The organism is Pyrobaculum sp. (assembly GCF_049971835.1).
Taxonomy (GTDB): Archaea; Thermoproteota; Thermoprotei; order Thermoproteales; family Thermoproteaceae; genus Pyrobaculum.
Genome location: NZ_JBMFKV010000023.1, coordinates 1 through 18,251, shown reverse-complemented (window position 1 = coordinate 18,251; position 18,251 = coordinate 1). Strand labels below are relative to the sequence as shown.

16 protein-coding genes and 1 pseudogene are annotated in these 18,251 nt (G+C 57.5%); 5 read left to right on the top strand and 12 right to left on the bottom strand.

The genetic code is table 11. The annotated features are described in order from the left end of the window. Nucleotides 1-590, bottom strand: a pseudogene (locus ACP5J3_RS03500) (hypothetical protein); the annotation flags it as partial. 508 nt (nucleotides 591-1,098) lie between these two features. On the opposite strand from ACP5J3_RS03500, the gene ACP5J3_RS03495 reads away from it, so the two are divergent. The 3 genes from ACP5J3_RS03495 (at nucleotide 1,099) to ACP5J3_RS03485 (ending at nucleotide 5,852) form a co-directional block, all read left to right on the top strand. Continuing rightward, nucleotides 1,099-3,600 carry a hypothetical protein gene (locus tag ACP5J3_RS03495; RefSeq protein WP_428494382.1) on the top strand — a complete coding sequence of 834 codons (2,502 nt, stop codon included), beginning with the start codon at nucleotides 1,099-1,101 and terminating at the stop codon, nucleotides 3,598-3,600. A gap of 242 nt (nucleotides 3,601-3,842) precedes the next feature. Further along, nucleotides 3,843-4,934 (top strand): MFS transporter, encoded by a 1,092-nt coding sequence (locus ACP5J3_RS03490; RefSeq protein ID WP_428494381.1) that lies wholly within the window; start codon nucleotides 3,843-3,845, stop codon nucleotides 4,932-4,934. A 3-nt stretch (nucleotides 4,935-4,937) separates the two neighbouring features. Then, the gene (locus ACP5J3_RS03485; RefSeq protein ID WP_428494380.1) at nucleotides 4,938-5,852 is read left to right on the top strand and encodes a carbamate kinase; all 915 of its coding nucleotides are present in this window, start codon (nucleotides 4,938-4,940) and stop codon (nucleotides 5,850-5,852) included. A gap of 161 nt (nucleotides 5,853-6,013) precedes the next feature. Here the strand turns inward: ACP5J3_RS03485 and hisS are convergent, their stop codons facing one another. From hisS to ACP5J3_RS03470, 3 genes are read right to left on the bottom strand one after another with little or no spacing between them, the layout of a single operon-like run. Continuing rightward, nucleotides 6,014-7,273: a histidine--tRNA ligase gene (gene hisS / locus ACP5J3_RS03480; protein WP_428494379.1), complete on the bottom strand. Its 1,260-nt coding sequence runs from the start codon at nucleotides 7,271-7,273 to the stop codon at nucleotides 6,014-6,016. Further along, nucleotides 7,270-8,310 (bottom strand): saccharopine dehydrogenase C-terminal domain-containing protein, encoded by a 1,041-nt coding sequence (locus tag ACP5J3_RS03475; RefSeq protein ID WP_428494378.1) that lies wholly within the window; start codon nucleotides 8,308-8,310, stop codon nucleotides 7,270-7,272. Before ACP5J3_RS03475 ends, hisS begins: the two co-directional genes overlap by 4 nt. Before the next feature lie 27 nt (nucleotides 8,311-8,337). Next, nucleotides 8,338-9,363, bottom strand: coding sequence for a glycosyltransferase (locus tag ACP5J3_RS03470; protein WP_428494377.1), 1,026 nt, complete (start codon nucleotides 9,361-9,363; stop codon nucleotides 8,338-8,340). 81 nt (nucleotides 9,364-9,444) lie between these two features. On the opposite strand from ACP5J3_RS03470, the gene ACP5J3_RS03465 reads away from it, so the two are divergent. Beyond that, nucleotides 9,445-10,461, top strand: coding sequence for an RAD55 family ATPase (locus ACP5J3_RS03465; RefSeq protein WP_428494376.1), 1,017 nt, complete (start codon nucleotides 9,445-9,447; stop codon nucleotides 10,459-10,461). Here the strand turns inward: ACP5J3_RS03465 and ACP5J3_RS03460 are convergent. Further along, complete coding sequence (locus ACP5J3_RS03460) at nucleotides 10,447-10,806, bottom strand: hypothetical protein (RefSeq protein ID WP_428494375.1); 360 nt, start codon at nucleotides 10,804-10,806, stop codon at nucleotides 10,447-10,449. The genes ACP5J3_RS03465 and ACP5J3_RS03460 overlap by 15 nt on opposite strands. Before the next feature lie 361 nt (nucleotides 10,807-11,167). Between ACP5J3_RS03460 and ACP5J3_RS03455 the strand changes: the two genes are divergently transcribed. Further along, on the top strand, nucleotides 11,168-11,572 hold the full coding sequence (locus tag ACP5J3_RS03455; protein WP_428494374.1) for a hypothetical protein: 405 nt from the start codon (nucleotides 11,168-11,170) through the stop codon (nucleotides 11,570-11,572). Here the strand turns inward: ACP5J3_RS03455 and ACP5J3_RS03450 are convergent. From ACP5J3_RS03450 to ACP5J3_RS03420, 7 genes are all read right to left on the bottom strand, one after another. Then, entirely contained in the window at nucleotides 11,564-12,115 is a 552-nt protein-coding gene (locus tag ACP5J3_RS03450) for a nucleoside-diphosphate kinase (RefSeq protein ID WP_428494373.1), read from the bottom strand. The two genes, ACP5J3_RS03455 and ACP5J3_RS03450, sit on opposite strands and share 9 nt — an antisense overlap. 44 nt (nucleotides 12,116-12,159) lie before the next feature. After that, nucleotides 12,160-13,398, bottom strand: a complete 1,239-nt coding sequence (locus tag ACP5J3_RS03445; RefSeq protein WP_428494372.1) for a proton-conducting transporter membrane subunit — start codon at nucleotides 13,396-13,398, stop codon at nucleotides 12,160-12,162. Next, a complete protein-coding gene (locus ACP5J3_RS03440) occupies nucleotides 13,395-15,266 on the bottom strand; it encodes an NADH-quinone oxidoreductase subunit L (protein WP_428494371.1) in 1,872 nt (623 codons plus the stop codon). Before ACP5J3_RS03440 ends, ACP5J3_RS03445 begins: the two co-directional genes overlap by 4 nt. Beyond that, nucleotides 15,257-16,687, bottom strand: coding sequence for a complex I subunit 5 family protein (locus tag ACP5J3_RS03435; protein ID WP_428494370.1), 1,431 nt, complete (start codon nucleotides 16,685-16,687; stop codon nucleotides 15,257-15,259). The genes ACP5J3_RS03440 and ACP5J3_RS03435 overlap by 10 nt, the downstream gene beginning before the upstream one ends. Beyond that, nucleotides 16,684-16,977 carry an NADH-quinone oxidoreductase subunit K gene (locus ACP5J3_RS03430; protein ID WP_263246385.1) on the bottom strand — a complete coding sequence of 98 codons (294 nt, stop codon included), beginning with the start codon at nucleotides 16,975-16,977 and terminating at the stop codon, nucleotides 16,684-16,686. Before ACP5J3_RS03430 ends, ACP5J3_RS03435 begins: the two co-directional genes overlap by 4 nt. Continuing rightward, nucleotides 16,974-17,399, bottom strand: a complete 426-nt coding sequence (locus ACP5J3_RS03425) for a hypothetical protein (RefSeq protein ID WP_428494369.1) — start codon at nucleotides 17,397-17,399, stop codon at nucleotides 16,974-16,976. Before ACP5J3_RS03425 ends, ACP5J3_RS03430 begins: the two co-directional genes overlap by 4 nt. 181 nt (nucleotides 17,400-17,580) lie before the next feature. Further along, nucleotides 17,581-18,251: hypothetical protein (locus ACP5J3_RS03420; protein ID WP_428494368.1), on the bottom strand; the 671-nt coding region annotated here is incomplete at its 5' end.

The window sequence follows — 18,251 nt, the reverse complement described above, 5'->3', positions numbered from 1 at the left end:
TCTTCGACAGCCAGCTCGACAGCATTCCTCATACCAATACCATAAGACTGCAAACCTCCAGTCAAAGGCAGAGCGGCCCCTATATAAACTCTAATTAGCACCTTCTCCTTAAGTTTCTGTAGCGTAGTATTGAGGATTGCTATCTGCGTAACTAGCTCCTCTCTTTGTTTTGTCAGTGTCAATACTTGAGTCTGTAGCTCAGCGACACGTCTCGCCAGCTCATCCCTCTGCCGTGTCAGGTCTTGTATCTGGGCTTGGGCGTCTCTCAGCCGGTTTTGCACATCTTGGAGCTGGGCTGTGGTGCTTTCCAGCTCGCGCCTAGTCTGCTCAAGTCTTCTATTAGCCTCGTCTAATTGCTGTTGTGTAGTCTGGAGCTTACTCTGGACGTCTAGTAGCTGGGCCGTGGTTTTCTGCAACTCCTCGCTCTTCGCAGTGAGCTGACGCTGAAGGTCTTGAATCTGCCCCCTAGCCGCGTCCAGCTCCCTCTTCAAGGCTCCATTTTCTACAGAGGCCCCGTACCAAAGTACAGCAAAAGTCCCAGCAATTACAGTTATTATGGCAACAGCAATTATTTGTGGCTTTAAATTCATAACAGTCTGGATAAATCGTTTTTATATATATTGTTGTCGTAACTAAGTACAACTACTGTTCTACGCCCTTTACTAAAAATAATGACTTTAGATCTCGCTTCATGCCTGTAGAGGTGCTTAGTAGCTACCTTAACCCCACCCACACCGAGAAAGCACGATGTCGCCAACACTACCCCTATACATACTCGTAACAATGCTCACAAGGCACAACAGTTAATACATTATATAACACGCTACCCTTAATCAAAGACTATTCCGAGATAGGCTAAGATGACTAAATAAGTACATACTCTAAAACGTGTAACAGCAAACTCTTAAAAAGCGAGATATATCCAAGCACCGGAACTGGGATAAGGTAGCCTTTGCATGGACTCTGTACGCTTTCTCACCGCATCGCTAAAGCTCATAGAATAATAGAGCTCAGTATATGTAGTGAGGTAACCGTTGTCATGAAATATATAGATTTTGTAGCTCAGAAAAAGTTAAATAGTTAAATTAGCAAAGAGATATGGGAAGGGTTCCCGTGCTATTACTACTACTGGTTGTGCTAGCTTTTTCACAACAAGCGTCTCCGCAGAATCAGCTTGGGCCCTCACTAAATTGGGTCGTCGAGTCTAACCCATCGAATAAGGAAGATCGCGCATTGGGCATCTGCCACGGAGATGAATATCTGTATATTGTTGGATACGACGAGGCGCCAGGCGACGCAGAGTGGCGAATCGAGATGAGGGATAAGAAGAGCGGGAGATTAGTAAAGGTGTGGACATACAACCCCAGCAAGGGGGAAGATGAACTGAGTGATTGTGTAGTCATCGGCGATAGGTTGTACGTCGTGGGCTCTGACGTAACACCGGGCAACGCCGAGTGGGCTATTCTGATCTTTGACATTAACTTGACCCTTCTTAGGTTAGAGAGATCAAATCCGTCAGAGGGGTGGGACAGGGCAGTGAGGGTGACTACAGACGGCAAGTATCTCTACATAGCTGGGGAAGAGGATGGTGTTTGGTGGCGGGTAGAGAAAAGAACCCTAAACCTCTCGTTAGTCAAGACGTATACATCTAGACGCGCAGAAGGCTCTATGACGGGCATCGGAATAAACCCGGTTACTGGGCGCATATGGGCTGTGGGCTTTGTAATTACTGATAAGGGACTTGTAGGCAGAATCGAAATCCTTACAAGTGACTTAAATCTTAGTAACTGGTTTGAAGTATTGAGGTACATACCGGAGGGTGTAGTTTTTGATAGTGAGGGTAATAGCTATGTGTATGGCGCGTTTGCTATTTTCAAATTCAGTTCAAAGGAGGAGGTGCTTGCGCAGAGACCGAATGTGCTGGCTTCGGCAAGTGTGGTAGTAGGCAAGCGACTATATTCACTAGACTATGACGTACTGAATATGAGGGAGTTGAACTATCTGCTTCCCTTAGGCAAGAACGTTACGATTTTTGCTAATGTCTCTAATATAAGTCCTATATGGAAGGCTGTCTATGACGGCTATAGCATCTACCTAGCTGGCACTATAAATAGGACTAATGACCATAGATGGTTAATTGCCTCGGTTTCTGTGCCTGTCGTTGTGAATATAATTGGGATTGATGGGTTTGGGCGACTTCGCGACTGGGGGATCGAGGTGGTAAACTCGACTGGGGGCGTGGTGGCGCGTGGCCGTGGGAACGTCACCGTTGAGCTTCTCGGCGGGAGGACATATGTAGCAAAGGTGGAAGGCCTCGGGACACAGATTACTAAGAGTTTTGTAGCTAGCGATGGGCTGAAGGTGTCACTGGCAATACCTACTGCGTTGATCACAGCCAGGGCTGTGGACGGGTTTGGGCGGGTTAGGGACTGGGCTGTCACTGTGGTGGGGGTTGCCGAGGGTAGGGGAGCCGTCGGGCCGGTGGAGGTTTTGGGCAACAAGTCGTATACTGTCGTTGTGTCGGCGTTTGGTCGGGTATTTAACAAGACTGTATATGTTACGCCCGGCTCTGTTTTAAACGCCACTGTGGCGGTGCCCACGGCGTATATATCTGCCCGGGTTGTTGACGGTTTTAAGAGGCAGAGGGAGTGGCCGGTGGAGATAGTGGGAGTGGGAGCCAGCGTGGGTGTGGTAGGGCCGGTGGAGGTGCTTGCGGGTCAGTACGTCGTGAAGTCGACGGCGTTTGGCGCTGTGTTTAACAAGACTGTATCTGTGGTTGGCGGTCAAAACGCCACAGTAGTTGTTGAGATACCTACTGGGTTAATTACGGCGCGGGTGGTAGACGGCTTTGGGGCTCAGAGAGACTGGCCTATCGCTGTTGTGGGGATAGCGGAGGGGCGTGGCTCTGTAGGCCCGGTGGAGGTGTTGGGTGGCAGGAGGTATGTCGTGACAGCTGTGGCTTTTGGGAAGAACTTCACCGAATACGTAGATGTTGCCGCTGGAGCTAACCAGTCCGTTGTGGTTAAGGTGCCAACTGGGAGAATTGCGGTGAATGTAGTTGATGGATTTGGGAGGATTAGGGAGTGGCCAGTGGAGATAGTGGGGCTGACCTCAGGTAAGGGGACGGTGGGGCCTGTGGAGGCTATCTCTGGCTCGTATACCGTTAAGGCCAGGGCTTTTAATAGGGAGTTTAGCGAAACGATTAATGTGCAAGCTGGTCAAGAGATTGTGGGGGTTGTTAAGGTTCCTACTGCCGTTATTAACGTGACGGTGCTTGATGATGAGAGAAAGCCTCTAGATAAGTATGTGGAGTTGGTCTTCGTAAATGGAGAAACCTATACCAAGCCGCCAATTAATCTGGAGTTGTTAGCAGACAAGTACCAAGTTAGAGTACGTGCTCTGGGTAAAGAGGTGGTTCAAGAGGTGGTGTTGAGCTCCGGAGAGGCTAAGAATGTAGAGATAGTTGTGCCGGGTACGGCTGGTGTCGACATAGGAGGAACCCGCCTTACATACACAACGCTAGGCGCCATTGCCGCTGGCATTGTCGCGTCAGTGGTGGCAGTTGGCATCTACGCATTAAAGCGCAGAAAAAAGACTTGATACAATCAAAACTAACTCATTTTTAACATAGTATTAAGTAGTTAATTTAAAAAACTAACAATGTAAAACCTAGCTATGGGTACCCTATTGGGGAACTTGGTGATAAAATCAAAACAGTGGAGTTTACTAGATGCTATGTACTTATATCTATATCGGAGGTACGTTTCAGATGTGTATGCTTTCTATGACTGTGATGAGCCAACCCCGGCATTGACCGGTGACGTAATTGCTCGAGTGCTGATATGAACCTCTTCGCATTGGTCCTCTTGTCGAGGGCCGTGTATTCACTTATGTGGTTCTTCACAGCACCTGTCCTGCCGGCGATTCTGCGGGATTTAGAGGTAGACCCGTCCCAGGCCGGCCTACTGCCTGCCGTCTTTATAATTGGGGCTGCGGTTACGCAGATCCCAGCCAGCTACCTAGGTGCCCTATACGGCCACGATAAGGCGGCGGGGCTCGGCATGGTTATCTTCGGCGCGTCGTCTATACTGCTGAGCCTCTCCCCGGGGTGGATCTGGCTCCTGCTGTTCAGAGCCCTGGGGGGCGTGGGCGCCGGGCTTTTCTTCTCCACCGCGGGGGCCGTCCTCGTGGCTCTCAGACCCAACGCCGTGGGGTCCGCCCTTGGTTGGTACAACGCCTCTTTCAACATCGGGGCGTTTGCGGGGTACTACTGGGGCTTCGCGGCGGCTGTGCTGGGCTGGAGGGCGGCGCTCGCCGCGCCGGGGGCGCTCTCCATCGCGCTTGGCCTCCTGTTGCTGAGGGGCAGGGGTTTGAGAAGCCCCGCCTCCATCAGCCGCGGCGCCGTCGCCTACGGACTGGCCTCCTTCCCCTTCTGGGGCGCCGTCTACGCGGCTAACAACCTAACGGCCACGTGGCTCCACCTGTTTAGAAACTTGAGCGAAGGCGTCGCCGGGGCAATATCCTCCGCCGCCATGGTGTCCGGCTTCTTCGGCGGCCTTTTGGGAAGGCTGTACGACAGGTTGAGGAGGAAGCACGTGCTGCTCCTAGGGGCCCCTCTTGTCTCTACGCTGGTGTACCTAGCCATTCCCGGCGCGCCGCTGTGGGTAACGCCGTTGCTCGTCTTCCTATACGGCATGTCTTTCAACGCCTATATCACCTCCGTCTACGCCGCGGCGTCTAGGAGGGCGGAGAACCCAGCCTCAGCCCTCGCCATAATCAACATAGTCAACATGGCGCTTGGCCTCCACTTCAGCTACGCCTTCTCGTGGCTCATGACGCAGTCGCCAGAGTACCCGTGGCACATGCTGTCACTCCTCACGTTTATATCAGCCCTCTCCACATATATAGTGGCAAATAGACTAAAGATTTATTAATAAATGTATTTGGACAAGGGGGTGAAGGCGGTTGTGGCCCTGGGGGGAAACGCCTTTAACAAACCCGGCGAGCCGATAAACCAAGACACCCACTTAAAAAACGTAGACACGGCGGCCAGGGTCATAAGCAGAATAGTAGACGAGGGGTACAGAGTGGTGGTGACCCACGGCAACGGCCCGCAGGTGGGCTTCCTCGCGGAGCTCCAGAGAGACAAGCCGGCTTTTATGCTAGACGCCCTCAACGCCGCGACCCAGGGCCTCCTGGGCTACCTCCTGATCTCGGCCATAGACCGGTACCTGGGCGCAGGGCGTTCAGTAGCCGTGGTGACGAGGGTAGAGGTAGACTGCGGCGACCCCGCCTTCAAGAACCCCACGAAGTACATCGGACCTCTCTACCACGAAAGGGAGGCGGAGGAGCTGTCTAAGCGGTATGGGTGGCACTTTAGGCAGGACCCCAGAGGCGGCTGGCGCCGAGTCGTGCCATCACCCACGCCTAGGAGAATTATAGAGCTCGAGGCGGTGAGGCGGCTCTCCGACGCCGGCTACGTAGTGGTGGCCGCGGGGGGCGGCGGCGTGCCCACATGCAATGGAGTGGGCGTAGAGGGCGTGGTGGATAAAGACCTCGCCGCGGCGCTCCTAGCAACCGAGCTGGGGGCAGATCTCCTCCTCATCCTCACCGACGTAGACGGGGTCTACATAAACTACAGAAAACCCAACCAGCGAAGGCTGGGGATAGTACACGTCGACGAGCTGGAGAGGTATTATGCGGAGGGCCACTTCCCGCCGGGGTCGATGGGGCCGAAGGTCCTCGCCGCAATCGAATTCATTAGGCGAGGCGGCAGGAGGGCGGCCATCGGGGCGCTGGAGGAGGGGTACGAAGTTTTTAGAGGCCTGAGGGGCACACAAGTGGTACCCTAAGGGGAAGTTAGCTAGTAGGGTGGTGGAGTAGAACACCCAAGCAGATACGCCTTACCTAAGGCGCCCTGGAGGCGTTGATACGCCTAGAGCCCGTGTGCACCGACGTGGGAATATGCCAGGGAAAAACACACGTTTGGAACAGTGGAGAGATGGAGCTTGTTTTAGGCCAGGAAGTCGGAGAGGGGCCTCTCCACCTCCTCCCTCTTCTCCAAGTCTCTTATCTTCACCACGCCTTTTTCCAACTCCCTGCGGCCTATAATTACCAGGTGTCTAGCCCCCGTCTTCAGCGCGTATTCAAAAGCGTCTTTTAGACTCTTCTCCCCAAGCTCCACCACCGCGCTGTGGCCCCCGGCCCGTAGCTTTCTGGCCACGGCTACGGCGTATTTATACGCGTCGTCGTCAAAGATGTATATGTAGTAGTCCAGGGGCTTCTCAACCGCCTGGAGGCCCACCGCCTCCATTAACCTCTCCACGCCGACGGCGAAGCCCAGGGCGGGCGTCGGGACGCCGCTGTAGAGCCCCAGCAGGTCGTCGTACCGCCCGCCGCCGCCCACCGCCAGTCTGTACTCCCCCACGAAGGCCTCGAAGACGATCCCCGTGTAGTAGTCGAGCCCCCTCACTATAGACATGTCAAACCTCATCTTCTCCAGCGGCACAGACGCCTCTAGATAATTTACAAACTTGCCGTAGGCGGCGCCCAGCTTGGGGTCAAGCTTCGACAGCACGTCCACCGCCTCCTCTAGAGAGAGCTCCCCCGCGGCGTCGTATATCTCCTCCGCTACCTCTCTAGAAAGCCCGCCCTCCGTCATTATGCCCACCACCTCCTCCCTCGGGAGCTTGAGCTTCTTGTCCAACGCTTTGTACACCACGTCTCTGTACTGGGCGGCTCCGAGGCTCTCCAGAAGCTTATCCACAGCCCTGCGGTCGTTTATCTTTACCAGGTAGTTAGAGGCGCCGGCCGCCTCCAGCGACGCCGCCAGCACCTGCACCACCTCGGCGTCGGCCCTGGGGCTGGGGGAGCCTATCAGCTCCACCCCAAACTGGTAAAACTCCCGGTACCTCCCGTGCTGAGGCTCGTCGTATCTAAACACCTTGGTGAAGTAGTACCACCGGACGGGCCTCGGGAGGTCTAGGTTGTAGGAGAGCACCCGCGCCACGGGGACAGTCATGTCGAACCTCAGCCCCAGCTCCCTCCCCGCCTTGTCCCTGAAGTAGTAGATCTCCTTGACTACCTCCTCCCCCGCCTTCTTTGCCAACACCTCGAAGTGCTCCACCACCGGCGTCTCCACCCTCCTGTAGCCGAAGGACTCGGCCACCGCCCCCAGAACCTCCTCCATGCGCCTCAGCGCGTAGAACTGCGGGGGGAGCCAGTCCCGCATCCCCCTGACGGGCCTCCTCAGGTGGTCTGGCACGCCGCTCATAACGCCCTCCTCTCCACCACCTCTTGGACGATCTCCACGCCCTGTTGCTTCAGCGTGGCGATGAGCCTCGGGAATAGCCTATTAGACATCCCGATGTACTCAGGCGGCGTGACGCCGGGCTCGAGATCCTTCACGACGTATATCATCCCAACGGCGACGCTACCCGTGGCGATCTGCATCGCCGTCCACCTCTCCCGCGGCCTCGCCAACACCTCGTACTGGATCTTCCTCTCGCCCCTCGCCCCCACGACCCTCATATACACCACGTCCCTCACGTCGAACTTCAGCCTGGCGAGAAGCCTGGCCGTCACGAGGCGGGGCTGGGGGTCCCCCTCCTCAGACATAAAGCCCAGGTCCCTGAGGAGCTTGATCTTCTCCAGGTGACCGGGCCACCTCAGCGTCTTCTCGTACATATTCGGCACGTCCAGCGTCTTGAGGAGCGTGCGGAGGCCGTCTGTGTAGAAAGCCTCAAGCAACCCCAGCGGCGAGTGCACCAACTCCACATCACTCAGAGGGTCAACAGCCGCCACCTGGCCCCCCCTCTTGACCCTAGCCGGCCTTGTGTACTCCTCGATGAGATCGGTGGGGCTCCACGTAATTGAGTAGCCCAGGGGCCCCACGGGCCGCTCCGGAATCCCCCCCACGTATATCCCCAGCTCGTCCACGCGGCCCAGATCAGCCACAATCCTCCCGGCCAACACGTTGCTCAGCCCCGGGGCGACGCCGGCGTCTGGAATGTAGCGAGCCCCCGCCCTCCTAGCAACCTCGTCCAGAGCGAGGGGGTCCTCGGCGTAGAAAGAGACGTCGACCACGTCGACCCCAGCCTCCAGCGCCCTCCTCGACGCTTTGTAAGACACGTTGCCCGGCAAGGCGTTGATAACAAGGTCGTATCCCCCCACCGCTACCTCCAAGGCGTCTTGGGCAAGCGCCTTGGGGCACGCGCCGCCCTTGTCCACCGCCACCACCTCGTGCCTAGGCGAGAGCGCCTCGTAGATATAGCTTCCAATGTGCCCACAGCCCATTAGCAGAACTTTCACAGACCGCCCCACACCTGTGTATTTATATTATTTGAACACCTCAAGCTCGGAAAATATGTAATTAGTAGCGTATCCACTCACCACACCTGCCAAATACGCCAAGTACACCAACACGCCCAGAAGGCTCAGGAGGTTTGTCACTAGGTAGTTTGTCAAGTTGCCTACCGCCGTGGCGGCGTGGTATTTAGCCCACCCGCTTAAAAACGGGGTGCCGCGGTCGGCAAAGGTCCACATGCGGTTTAGTAGGTAGTTGGTGGTCAGGCTGACCTCAATTGCCGCGGCTGTGGAGAACACGGTGGGTAGCCAGCCTAATAGATACAAGACAGCCCAGGCGACTCCCACGCCTGTGGCCCCCACTGCGGCGAATTTCAAAGGCCTCCACCTCGACAGCACGAGGACCTGCCTCACGAAGTCTACTATGTGCCGCCTCCCCAGCTTAGAACGGCCCCGCGTCCTCTGGCCGAAGACGAAGGGGATCTCCTCGACGCAACCCGGCTTGCACTGCACCAAGACGTCTAGCAGAATTTTGTAGAGGCCCGTCGGCTTGACCCCGGCCACGCAGTCTCTCCTGTAGGCGAAGAAGCCCGAGACGGGGTCCTTGACCCCCCTCGCCTCGCGTAGCAGAAGCCTCGCCAGGAGGACGGCCCCCCTCGACGTCACCCTCCTCGCGAGAGGCCAGCCGGCCACCCGGCCCCCCTGGACGTATCTAGAAGCCACAGCCAGACAGCCCCGCCTAGCCGCCTCCACGAGCCTGGGGACAAGCTCCGGGGGGTGCTGGAGATCCGCGTCCATGACGACAACCACATCGCCGGAGGCGGCCCGGGCCCCCTCGACAACCGCGCTGGACAGCCCCCTCCGCCCCTCCCTCACAACTACGCGGACCGGGAAGCGCGCCGCCAGCCTCCTGGCCACCTCCGCCGTGCCGTCGGGGCTGTTGTCGTCCACCACCACCACCTCGTAGCCGCCGCCCAGCGCCTTGTCCAGCCTCTCCACAAGCTCTGGGAGGTTCTCCGCCTCGTTGTAGGTAGGCAAGATCACCGACACGCTGGACACCGCCGCGTACTACTCATCCACTTTTAAACATGCAATACTTCTGAAAACGCAAAGCATAAATAGTAGTTTTAAGTGTGAGACGTGGAGCTGAAGCGGCTTTTTGACGAGAGGGTGTCTTTCGTCTACGGCCCCAGCGGCGCAGGGAAGACGGTGCTGGTCTCCAGAGCCGCCTTTGAGCTGGCGAAGGAGGGGCTAAAGGTGGTCTGGGTTTCCTTTAACGAGGGGAAGGAGTCTCTCCACAACACGTGGACTAGCTTCGGGTGGGACCCCAGACAGATCTCTGTTTTCGACTACCCATACGTCCCCCAGTACAAGGAGACTCTCTTCAACCAGGTAATCGACTTAGCCTATAGAGAAAAAGCCGACGTCTTTATCGTCGACGGGGTGGAGGCCATAGTATTCGACCGGGCGACTGCAGACGCCTTTGTGAAGATGGGTATACGCACAATAGTCGGCATAGAAGCTAGGTACAACCCAATGGGGGACATTGCAGACGTCATTATAAGGCTTACTGCAAAATATACAAGCCACGCCACGATTAGAAGAGTTGAGATAAGAAAAGCCCGCGGCGTCGGCGTAACGACGCCGGTTTACTACATGGCCATACTCCCCAGCGGCCCCGTCTTGCTAACAGACGAGCAGACGCCCACCCTAGAGGAGAGGAGGATCCCGCCGCCCGGCTTGCTTGCTAATATAATAAGAGAGGTGCCTCTCGGCACGCAGATAGCCCTCTACGGCCCCTACCAGAGAATCTCGGCTATGGTGGTAGACGCCCCCAACTCCATCGCCTACGTCCACAGACCATACCAGTGGACCTACTTCAAAAAAGCCAAGCCGAAGCTGGTCTCCATATATGAACACAGGAGGCTGGAGCACTACGCCGAGAAGCTACTGTCGAGATACGTCATCACGCTAGACGCCGAGCTGGTACCCCGCGCCTATAGAAGATTTAGGAGCCACAACGCCGTTTGGGTGGACATATACACAGCGCCGCCGAACCCCTCCGAATACGACTACGTGCTGTATGTAGACAGCAGAAGGATAAAAGTAGAGCACTCCCCAGAGCCTGTGGAGACGCCGGAGCTACCCCTTCAGTAGCGCGGCGACGGCCTCGGCGCCGGGCTGGAGATCCGCCTCTATAGGCGCCCTCCCGCCCAGCAACTCCACCACCTCCTCCTCGTAGGCCGGCATGTCCTCATTCCTGTAAAACAAGCCGATGGGTATCTTGCCCACGGGGTCCAGCGTCGGCCACTCCAGCGCCTTTCTATAAGCCTGGAGGTAATCCCCAGGATCGTGGCCGGCCTCCTCCAGCTTGTAAACCCTAGCCCTAAACCAGTCGTATGTATTCACTCTATTAAACGTGACGCATGGACTCAGCACGTCCACAAGCGCGAAGCCCCGGTGCCTAAGCGCGTCCTTAATGAGTTTGGCCAGGTGCGCCACTTCGCCGCTGAACCCCTAATCTTCCTGTCAGAAACCCTAATCTGGTAAAACACCCTTGATAATCGAGCCGTACTGCCTATATCCAAAGACGTGGTATCCCAGCCGCGCAAACACAGACGCCAGAGATCTGCCGGTCGTCTCCACACCTTCGCACTGGACCCCGCTGATTCTAATCGTTTAATCCATGAAACTCACTTCGATTTCTACATAAAAACCTCAATGATATATCATGTAAGGGGTGCGCGAACCATTTAAAAAATTTACACCCCGCCCAGGTTCCACGCGGTGAACCAACGTTCACCACGTAAAAAACGTCGTGAACCACGCTTATCCCTTAAAAAAGCCTAGAAACAAGAAGCCAATGGAGGTAATCGCCATCGCCAGAGGCCCAGCCCCAGGCCTCTACTACATAGCCACAGCCCCACCCCGCTGCGGGCTCCTAGGGATAAAGCTCGCCGAACTCCCCACAGACGCAGAGCCCCCCTTCAAAGCCACCTACATAAAAACCAGACACGGAACGGCCCTCCTCAACATCTCCAAAATTAACATAGACAAATACCTACTAGACCACCTAGACCAAGTCATAGAGGGCGAGGTGAGAGACGGCGTGTTGGAGGGGGTGGCCTGCGACAAAAAAATAACTATAAGAGTACTCGATAGGTCATTAACTGGGCCGGTAATCGCCGTGGTGCCCGTCTATTACAGACGTAGAAAAATTCCACAAGCCGTGTTCACTCTCCTAGCCTACAGACTGCAACTAGTCTAAAACCTCACCCCCTCTGAACCAAAACCTTATCTCCCTCTCAGCCTCCTCCCGGCTGTCGGAGGCGTGCACCAGGTTGTACACAACCCTGCCCTCCTCAGCCGCTAAGTCGGGCGAGTCAATCGAGAAGTCGCCCCTTATGGTCCCCGGGGGCGCCGAGTGCGGCGCCGTCGGCCCCACGAGCTTCCTCACCACCTCCACAGCCCTATTCCCCTTCAAAACCATCACCACAATAGGACCCGAGGTCATGTACCTAACCAAGCTACGCTTAATCACACGCCCAACCTCAACCGGGTCACCGGTGCCCAGCCGAGAGACCGGGTCAATCCCCAGCTCTTGATAAGCCCTCAAAAGCTTGGAGCCAGCAGACCGAAACCACTCCTCCGACGAGGGGTAAAACCTCTCCACCTCCTCCGGAGAGGCCCTCACCATCTTCATAGCTACAATCCTAAGGCCAGCCCTCTCAAACCTCGAGATGATCTCCCCCACCAGCCCGCGCGCCACGGCGTCGGGCTTTAAAATGACCAGGGTGCGCTCAACCGGCACACCCACAAGACAGTCCCCCTATAAAAACCTAACAAGTAAAGATGCTATAGGAGTAGGTAAGCCACTAGGGGCACAGCCACCCCCAGCGCAATCGCCGCAAACGCCGTGTAGGAAGACGTCACGTTGTCCCCCACTGGCCCCGGCGCCTCCATAAGCCACCTAATTGCTCTGAGGTAGTAGGGCGTCGCCAACGCGCTGTTGACGACAACCCACGCAACTAGAAACACAGCCAGCTGGACATTTGGATACGACAAGATTAGTAGCACCAGGAGGAGCTTTGGCCAGAAGCCAAGAAGAGGCGGCAACCCTAATAGAGAAAACACGTTCAACACATTTAACACGCTCCTCCTCGGCGGGAGTAGGTCGGAAAAAGCGGCCCGCAAGTAGCCGAAAACCCCTGCCTTAGCCAGCCCCGACGCAAGCCCCTCAAGCACAACCACGAGGATCGCCAAATCGGCGGCCGACACCGGCGCGCCGAATAGGCTAGGCCGCTTTTCGGGTTCCCCGAGCCACCACACCAAGGACACGGCCGCGAGGGCGTACGACATGTGGGCGATGGAGGAGTAGGCCATAACCCTGCCCAGCGTCTTCGCCGTGAGCCCAGCCACGTTGGCGACGAGCATGGAGACAAGCGCCACCACCAGCGCCACAAGCCCCACCTCGCCAGGCGCCTTCAAGCTCTTGAAAATCGCCAAGAGAACGAAGAGGGCGGTCACCTTGCTAAACGCGGCGAGCGACGCCGCGCCGCCCGGCGACCCCAGGGCGTAGGCGTCTACAACCCACGCGTGGAAAGGCGCAATACCCAGCTCAAACATAAAGCCCAGCACCGCCAAGTACAGCCCCCACGGCCACCCAGCCACCGCCGCAAAGTAACCCACGACGATGAGCACCTTCCCCACCCCGGAGAACACAAGGTACTTCACAGCCCCCTCCACGTTCTCTCTCCCTCTGGTCATAGCCAAGAGGCCGTATACCGCCGCAGTAGCCAGAGCCAACGCTATGAGCCCATACACCACCGGCTGCGCGGCGTAGTACACATACACCGCCAGAGCCGCCGCCACCGCCGCAAATGAAAGGGCGAGACCAAAAGACCCCACCCTCCAGTCGAGGGCAAGCGCCAGCGCTACCAGCGCTACCAAAACCCCCACCGGCGTGCCGGCCGCCGCGGTGAGGGCCACAAGCGCCAGAGACGTGGCCACCGCCACGTACCGCCCATCTACCCTCACCAACAGCGGCGCCGCCAGAGACAACGCCAAGACTAGATAGGCGAAGTAGGCGATCATAGCAACACCAGCAGTAGAAGAATTACGAACACCCCTACAACAGCGTAGAACACGTACATGCTGATATAGCCGGTGGCCAGCCTCCTAGCCCAATTCGACACGGCCCCGAACAGCCCCGGCAACACGTTGTGATAAAGCCCGTCAAAAAGCCCCCTGTCAAACACCACATAGATAAACTTGGCGAGCCATATGTACAGCAGTGGAAGCACCCCGTCGTATAGAATAGGCAGATAGAACCTGCGGTACAGCGCCTCCCACAGAGGCTTTAGAGTCTCCGAGCGGAAGCCGGGGAGCCATATATACAGCACAAACCCCGTCAAGAACCCGGCCAACACCGCCACAAGCGCCTCGGTTAAGGGGAACTTCACAGCCGCGGCGAAGTACGCGCCCAGCGCCACAGTGGCCACGGCCAGCGCCGTGTAGGGAAGCCACATCAACACAGGCGCCTCGTGCACCTCCTCCGGCTCCCTCCCGTGGACAAACGTCAAGCCGATGAGCCGCAGGCCGTAGATCGGCGTTATGAACAACAATACGTACAGCACAGGCGCCAGCCACTCCACGTGGTACACATGCCCAGCCTCAAACACGTTTTCCAAGGCAAGATCCTTGGTGATGTAGCCGACAAAGGGCGGGATGCCCACAAGGCTAAGCATAGACAGCGCCATAGCCGCCGCGGTGATCTTCATATGCCTCGCCAGCCTCCCCACCTCCCCAATGAACCTAGTGCCCGCCTCGTGTATCACCGCGCCGAAGCCCATGAAGAGGCTGGCCTTAGACACCGCGTGCCCCACGATGTGGAGAAAAGCAAAGAAGAGCAACGCACCGAGCAGATGCTCCTCGTGCAGACCGAGCAACCCAGCCGCCCCGGCCGCCGCCGCGATGATGCCGAGGTTAGCCGCCGTGGAGCCAGCGAGGACAAGCTTGAACTCCATAGCGGTCAGCGCGATGAGTGTCGCTGCCAGAGCCGTCACGACGCCTACGACAGTAACCACCCAGAAATACAGCTCGGCGCCCTTCACCAGGAGGAAAATCGGCGTTGTGACAATCAACACGTAAACCCCAGCCTTAACCATCGTCGCCGCGTGTATCAGCGCAGATACGCTCGTCGGACCGGTCATCGCGGTGAGAAGCCACTCGTGGAACGGGAACTGGGCGCTCTTGGTGAACGGCCCCATGGCGAAGAACAGAAGCGGCACCACGCCCAGAGCCCTCAACGCCTCGGAGCCGCTCAGCTTTGAGAGAGACACCGTCCCCACCAGCGCGTAGAACAGGGCGATGGCTACTAGGAAGAAGGCGTCGCCGAAGCGCACCGTGAGGATGGCGCGCAGGCCGGCCTTGCTTGGAGTCCACCAGTAGGGCACCCCCGCCACCCTTTCCTCTTTGCCAACCCACTTGTCGTACTCGTCGCGGTACCAGTGGCCGATGAGAGCCCACGAGGCGAGGCCGACGCCCTCCCACCCAGCCAGGAGGAACCAGAGGTTCTCCGCGTAGACAATTATGAGCATGGAGGTGGCGAAGAAGCCGAAGAAGAACCAGTACCAGCCAGGCCTGTAGTCTCCCTCCATGTACTTGACGGAGTACAGCGAAATGGCGGCGATTAGCCACGCCACGAGGACTCCCATCGGCAGGCTGAAGTTGCTCAGCCTCACCTCGACGCCGGCGCCGACGGCTTGGATCCACGGAAAGCCGTAGATAATTGGCTTGTCGGGCGGCGGCGCGGACACGGTGAGGTATATGTAGGTGGCGAGTAGCGCCGATAGAAACGTCCCCAATGTGACGACCCACGCCTTGAACTTCTCCGAAGCGCTGAACAGCGAGGCTATTGACGTAATAAACGGCAGGAAAATAGTGAGGAGTACTACTTCCATAGCCTAGCCACCTCTATAGTTTTATATACGTTGTCTGCGAGTGCGCTGGAGAGGGGTGGTAGAAAGAGCAGAAGCGATATGAAGGCCGTCGCGACTATGGCCAGCAGGGCTAAGTCGACGGGGCCCTTGTCCTCTCTCTTGTGGGGGCCGAAGAACATCACGCGGATGGTGTTGAAGGCGTAGATGCCGGTCACCAGGAGGACAGCTGCGTAGGGTATGTAGTAGAGGTAGTGCGTGCCGAAGTACTTCGCGTAGGCTACCGTGAGCACTATCTCCGACACCATACCCACGCTCAGGATGCCCGCCAGGTTGAGGAACCCCACCACGGCGGCTCCCGCCAGCTCGGGGCGCCAGCCGTAGAGCCCGCCCATTTTCTCAATGTCGCGGGTGTGGAGGTGCATTATGAAGTAGCCGGCGGTCATGAATAGGACGGCCTTGCCTAGGCCGTGGCTTAGGTAGAAAAGCGCCGCCGCGGTGTAGCCGTGGGGGTTGAAGAGGGCCACGCCGAGGAGTAGATAGCCCATCTGCGACACGGTTGAGTAGGCGAAGAGCCTCTTCACGTCTTTCTGTAGATACGCCATTAGGCCGCCGTATATGGCTGTGGCTATGGCGTAGTAGACGAGCCACCGGGCCCACTCGGCGTTTGGCAGGGCGTACATCGCCGTGGCCGCTATTAAATACCCCCCTATGCCCACTAGGACGGGCGACAGGAGGGCGGACAGCGGCGTGGGGGCCTCTGCGTGGACGTAGGGGAGCCACATGTGAACGCCGAGGGCCGCCATCTTGATTAGGGAGCCGACTAGTATTAGGAGGAAGGCGGTTGCGTCGGCGCCTATGGGTTTGGCGTCTGTGAGGAGTGGTACGTAGTAGACTCCTCTTTGGTAGAGGAGGAGGAAGCCGGCTAGGACGAGGAACGCGCCGACGTGGGACCAGACGAGGTACATAACTGTAATCCTTACGCGGTCTCCGTATCCGTAGTACAGTACCTGGAAGAGGGAGGCTATGAGGGCTATTTCTATGAATACGTACACCATGATGAGGTTGGCGGCTACGAAGGCGCCGGCGAGTCCGCCTAGGAAGAAGCCGTATGTGAGGTAGAATAGGGAGGTATCTCTGCCCACCTCTTGGCTCCGGTGTTCCATGTACGGCGGTGAGTATATAGCGACGAGGATGCCTACGAGGGCTACTGTGAAGGCGAAGAGTCCGTTGAAGGGGGTTATGCGGAACGCCAATATATCAAAGCCCTTGAAGGTCGCCTCCGTGATGTCGACGCCGCCGAACGCCGAGTAGGCGGAGACGACTAGTAGGGGTATCAGCGCCAGCGCCGATATGTAGCCCGCCGTGTATGGCGACTTCTTTGCGGCGGCGTAGGCGGCTAGGGAGAGGGCCATTGGTATTAGGACTGTGGCTAGGGTGATCATGTCTCCCTCCCCCTGGTCATCGTGGACATGTCTGTTTCCTTTGTCATGGTGTAGTTGCGGTATATCAAGGCGGCTAGTATAGATGCCTCGGAGACGGAGATCATTACTAGTATCAAGACGCCGTAGAAGACCAGGGTTGGGTCCACCGCCGAGGCCGGCGCCAGGGCGGCGAAGGCGCCTACCGTCACCAGCTCAAGGGAGATGAGTAGCCTCACCAAGTTTCGGGTCACGGCTATGCTGTAGAGGCCGAGGAGTATCAGCACCACGCCTACCGCCACTGCGGGGGTCATGTCCTCCTCCCCGTCTCGATGGCCACTACGAGAGAGACGGCGGCGACGCCTACCAGCATAACCACGGCGTTTAGAAGGTCAGGAGGCTGGGCGGAGGGGGGCGCCCTCTGCGGGGCGGCCGTGGCCAGTACGCCGAGGGCGGCCGAGGCTAGGGTGAAGAGGGTGGCGGCGAGGAGGTAGCGGCCGCCCCATCTCTGGGCTCCTCCGTACATGGCGGCGGTGATTATGACGAGGAGCATGACGGCGCCTATGTATATGACGAAGATTAGGAAGGCGGGGGCGAACTGGGCTAGGTAGGCGTAGTAGGCGCCTACGGCGCCCGCCGAGGCGGCGAGGCTCGTGGCGGAGTAGACGTTGTCGCGGGAGTATACTGTTAGGATTCCGAAAAAGAGGGCGGCTGAGAGGATTATTATATCTATCATGGCGATTAGTAAAGACACGTTTTTAAAATATTACCTCCATTGCCTCGCAACGTATATTTACTGCTTTTGTATGTAAATTTATTTTATATTTATTATATTTACATAAATAAGCTACATAGATATTAAAATGGACATATTCCTAAAAACGAAAAATACAAGAAAGCGCGCCGCACCTAGGGGCTTAGATAACGCGGTACACATCGCCGGCCAGCGGCTGGTGTGTGGACGGCGCGCCGCTGTACACCGGCGTGTAGGAGGCGTTGTACAGCAGGAGGTCGGAGAGGGCGTACTGGTACATAACGTGGAGGTAGCTTGCGAGCATCACCCAGCTGAACCTCCCGGCCCCCACCTCGGTGTACGCCCCGTGGAGGACGAACTCGGGCCTGTAGGCGGCGGGCGCCGACGTCTTGTTCAAGTCGTGGTACGCCAGAGCCCACAGCGCAGTCTTGACGTAGTCCAGCCGGTCCGCCAGCTTGGTGTAGTATGTGCCGTTGAGGAGGAGCCTCGTCACGTAGTACTCGTGCCTCTTCTCTTTGTTCAGCGGCGCCCCGATCTTCACCTTGATGTAGTAGACGCGGTACTTCGCGCCGCGCACGTCGAACCACGGGGCTATGAAGTAGCCCACTCCGTCCACCGTCTTCCCGGCGTAGCTGTAGATGTCGCTCAGCGGGATCTTGATGGAGTAGTTGCCGATGAGCAGGTAGCCCACGTTGGCCTCGGGGGTGAAGGACATCCTCCCCTTGTGGTAGAGGAACTCCTTGGGGTGGCCCGGCTTCGAGACGCGCCACGTGTCGCCGCCCCTAACCGCGTCTGCCTCCACCCAGACCTCCACGTCGGCGTCGAAGGTCCCGC

Excerpts from the sequence above, each read along its gene's own strand:
- ACP5J3_RS03495 (WP_428494382.1), top strand. The coding sequence starts at position 1,099 with ATGGGAAGGGTTCCCGTGCTATTACTACTACTGGTTGTGCTAGCTTTT.
- ACP5J3_RS03490 (WP_428494381.1), top strand. The coding sequence starts at position 3,843 with ATGAACCTCTTCGCATTGGTCCTCTTGTCGAGGGCCGTGTATTCACTT.
- ACP5J3_RS03485 (WP_428494380.1), top strand. The coding sequence starts at position 4,938 with ATGTATTTGGACAAGGGGGTGAAGGCGGTTGTGGCCCTGGGGGGAAAC.
- hisS (WP_428494379.1), bottom strand. The coding sequence starts at position 7,273 with ATGAGCGGCGTGCCAGACCACCTGAGGAGGCCCGTCAGGGGGATGCGG.
- ACP5J3_RS03455 (WP_428494374.1), top strand. The coding sequence starts at position 11,168 with ATGGAGGTAATCGCCATCGCCAGAGGCCCAGCCCCAGGCCTCTACTAC.
- ACP5J3_RS03445 (WP_428494372.1), bottom strand. The coding sequence starts at position 13,398 with ATGATCGCCTACTTCGCCTATCTAGTCTTGGCGTTGTCTCTGGCGGCG.
- ACP5J3_RS03440 (WP_428494371.1), bottom strand. The coding sequence starts at position 15,266 with ATGGAAGTAGTACTCCTCACTATTTTCCTGCCGTTTATTACGTCAATA.
- ACP5J3_RS03435 (WP_428494370.1), bottom strand. The coding sequence starts at position 16,687 with ATGATCACCCTAGCCACAGTCCTAATACCAATGGCCCTCTCCCTAGCC.
- ACP5J3_RS03430 (WP_263246385.1), bottom strand. The coding sequence starts at position 16,977 with ATGACCCCCGCAGTGGCGGTAGGCGTGGTGCTGATACTCCTCGGCCTC.
- ACP5J3_RS03425 (WP_428494369.1), bottom strand. The coding sequence starts at position 17,399 with ATGATAGATATAATAATCCTCTCAGCCGCCCTCTTTTTCGGAATCCTA.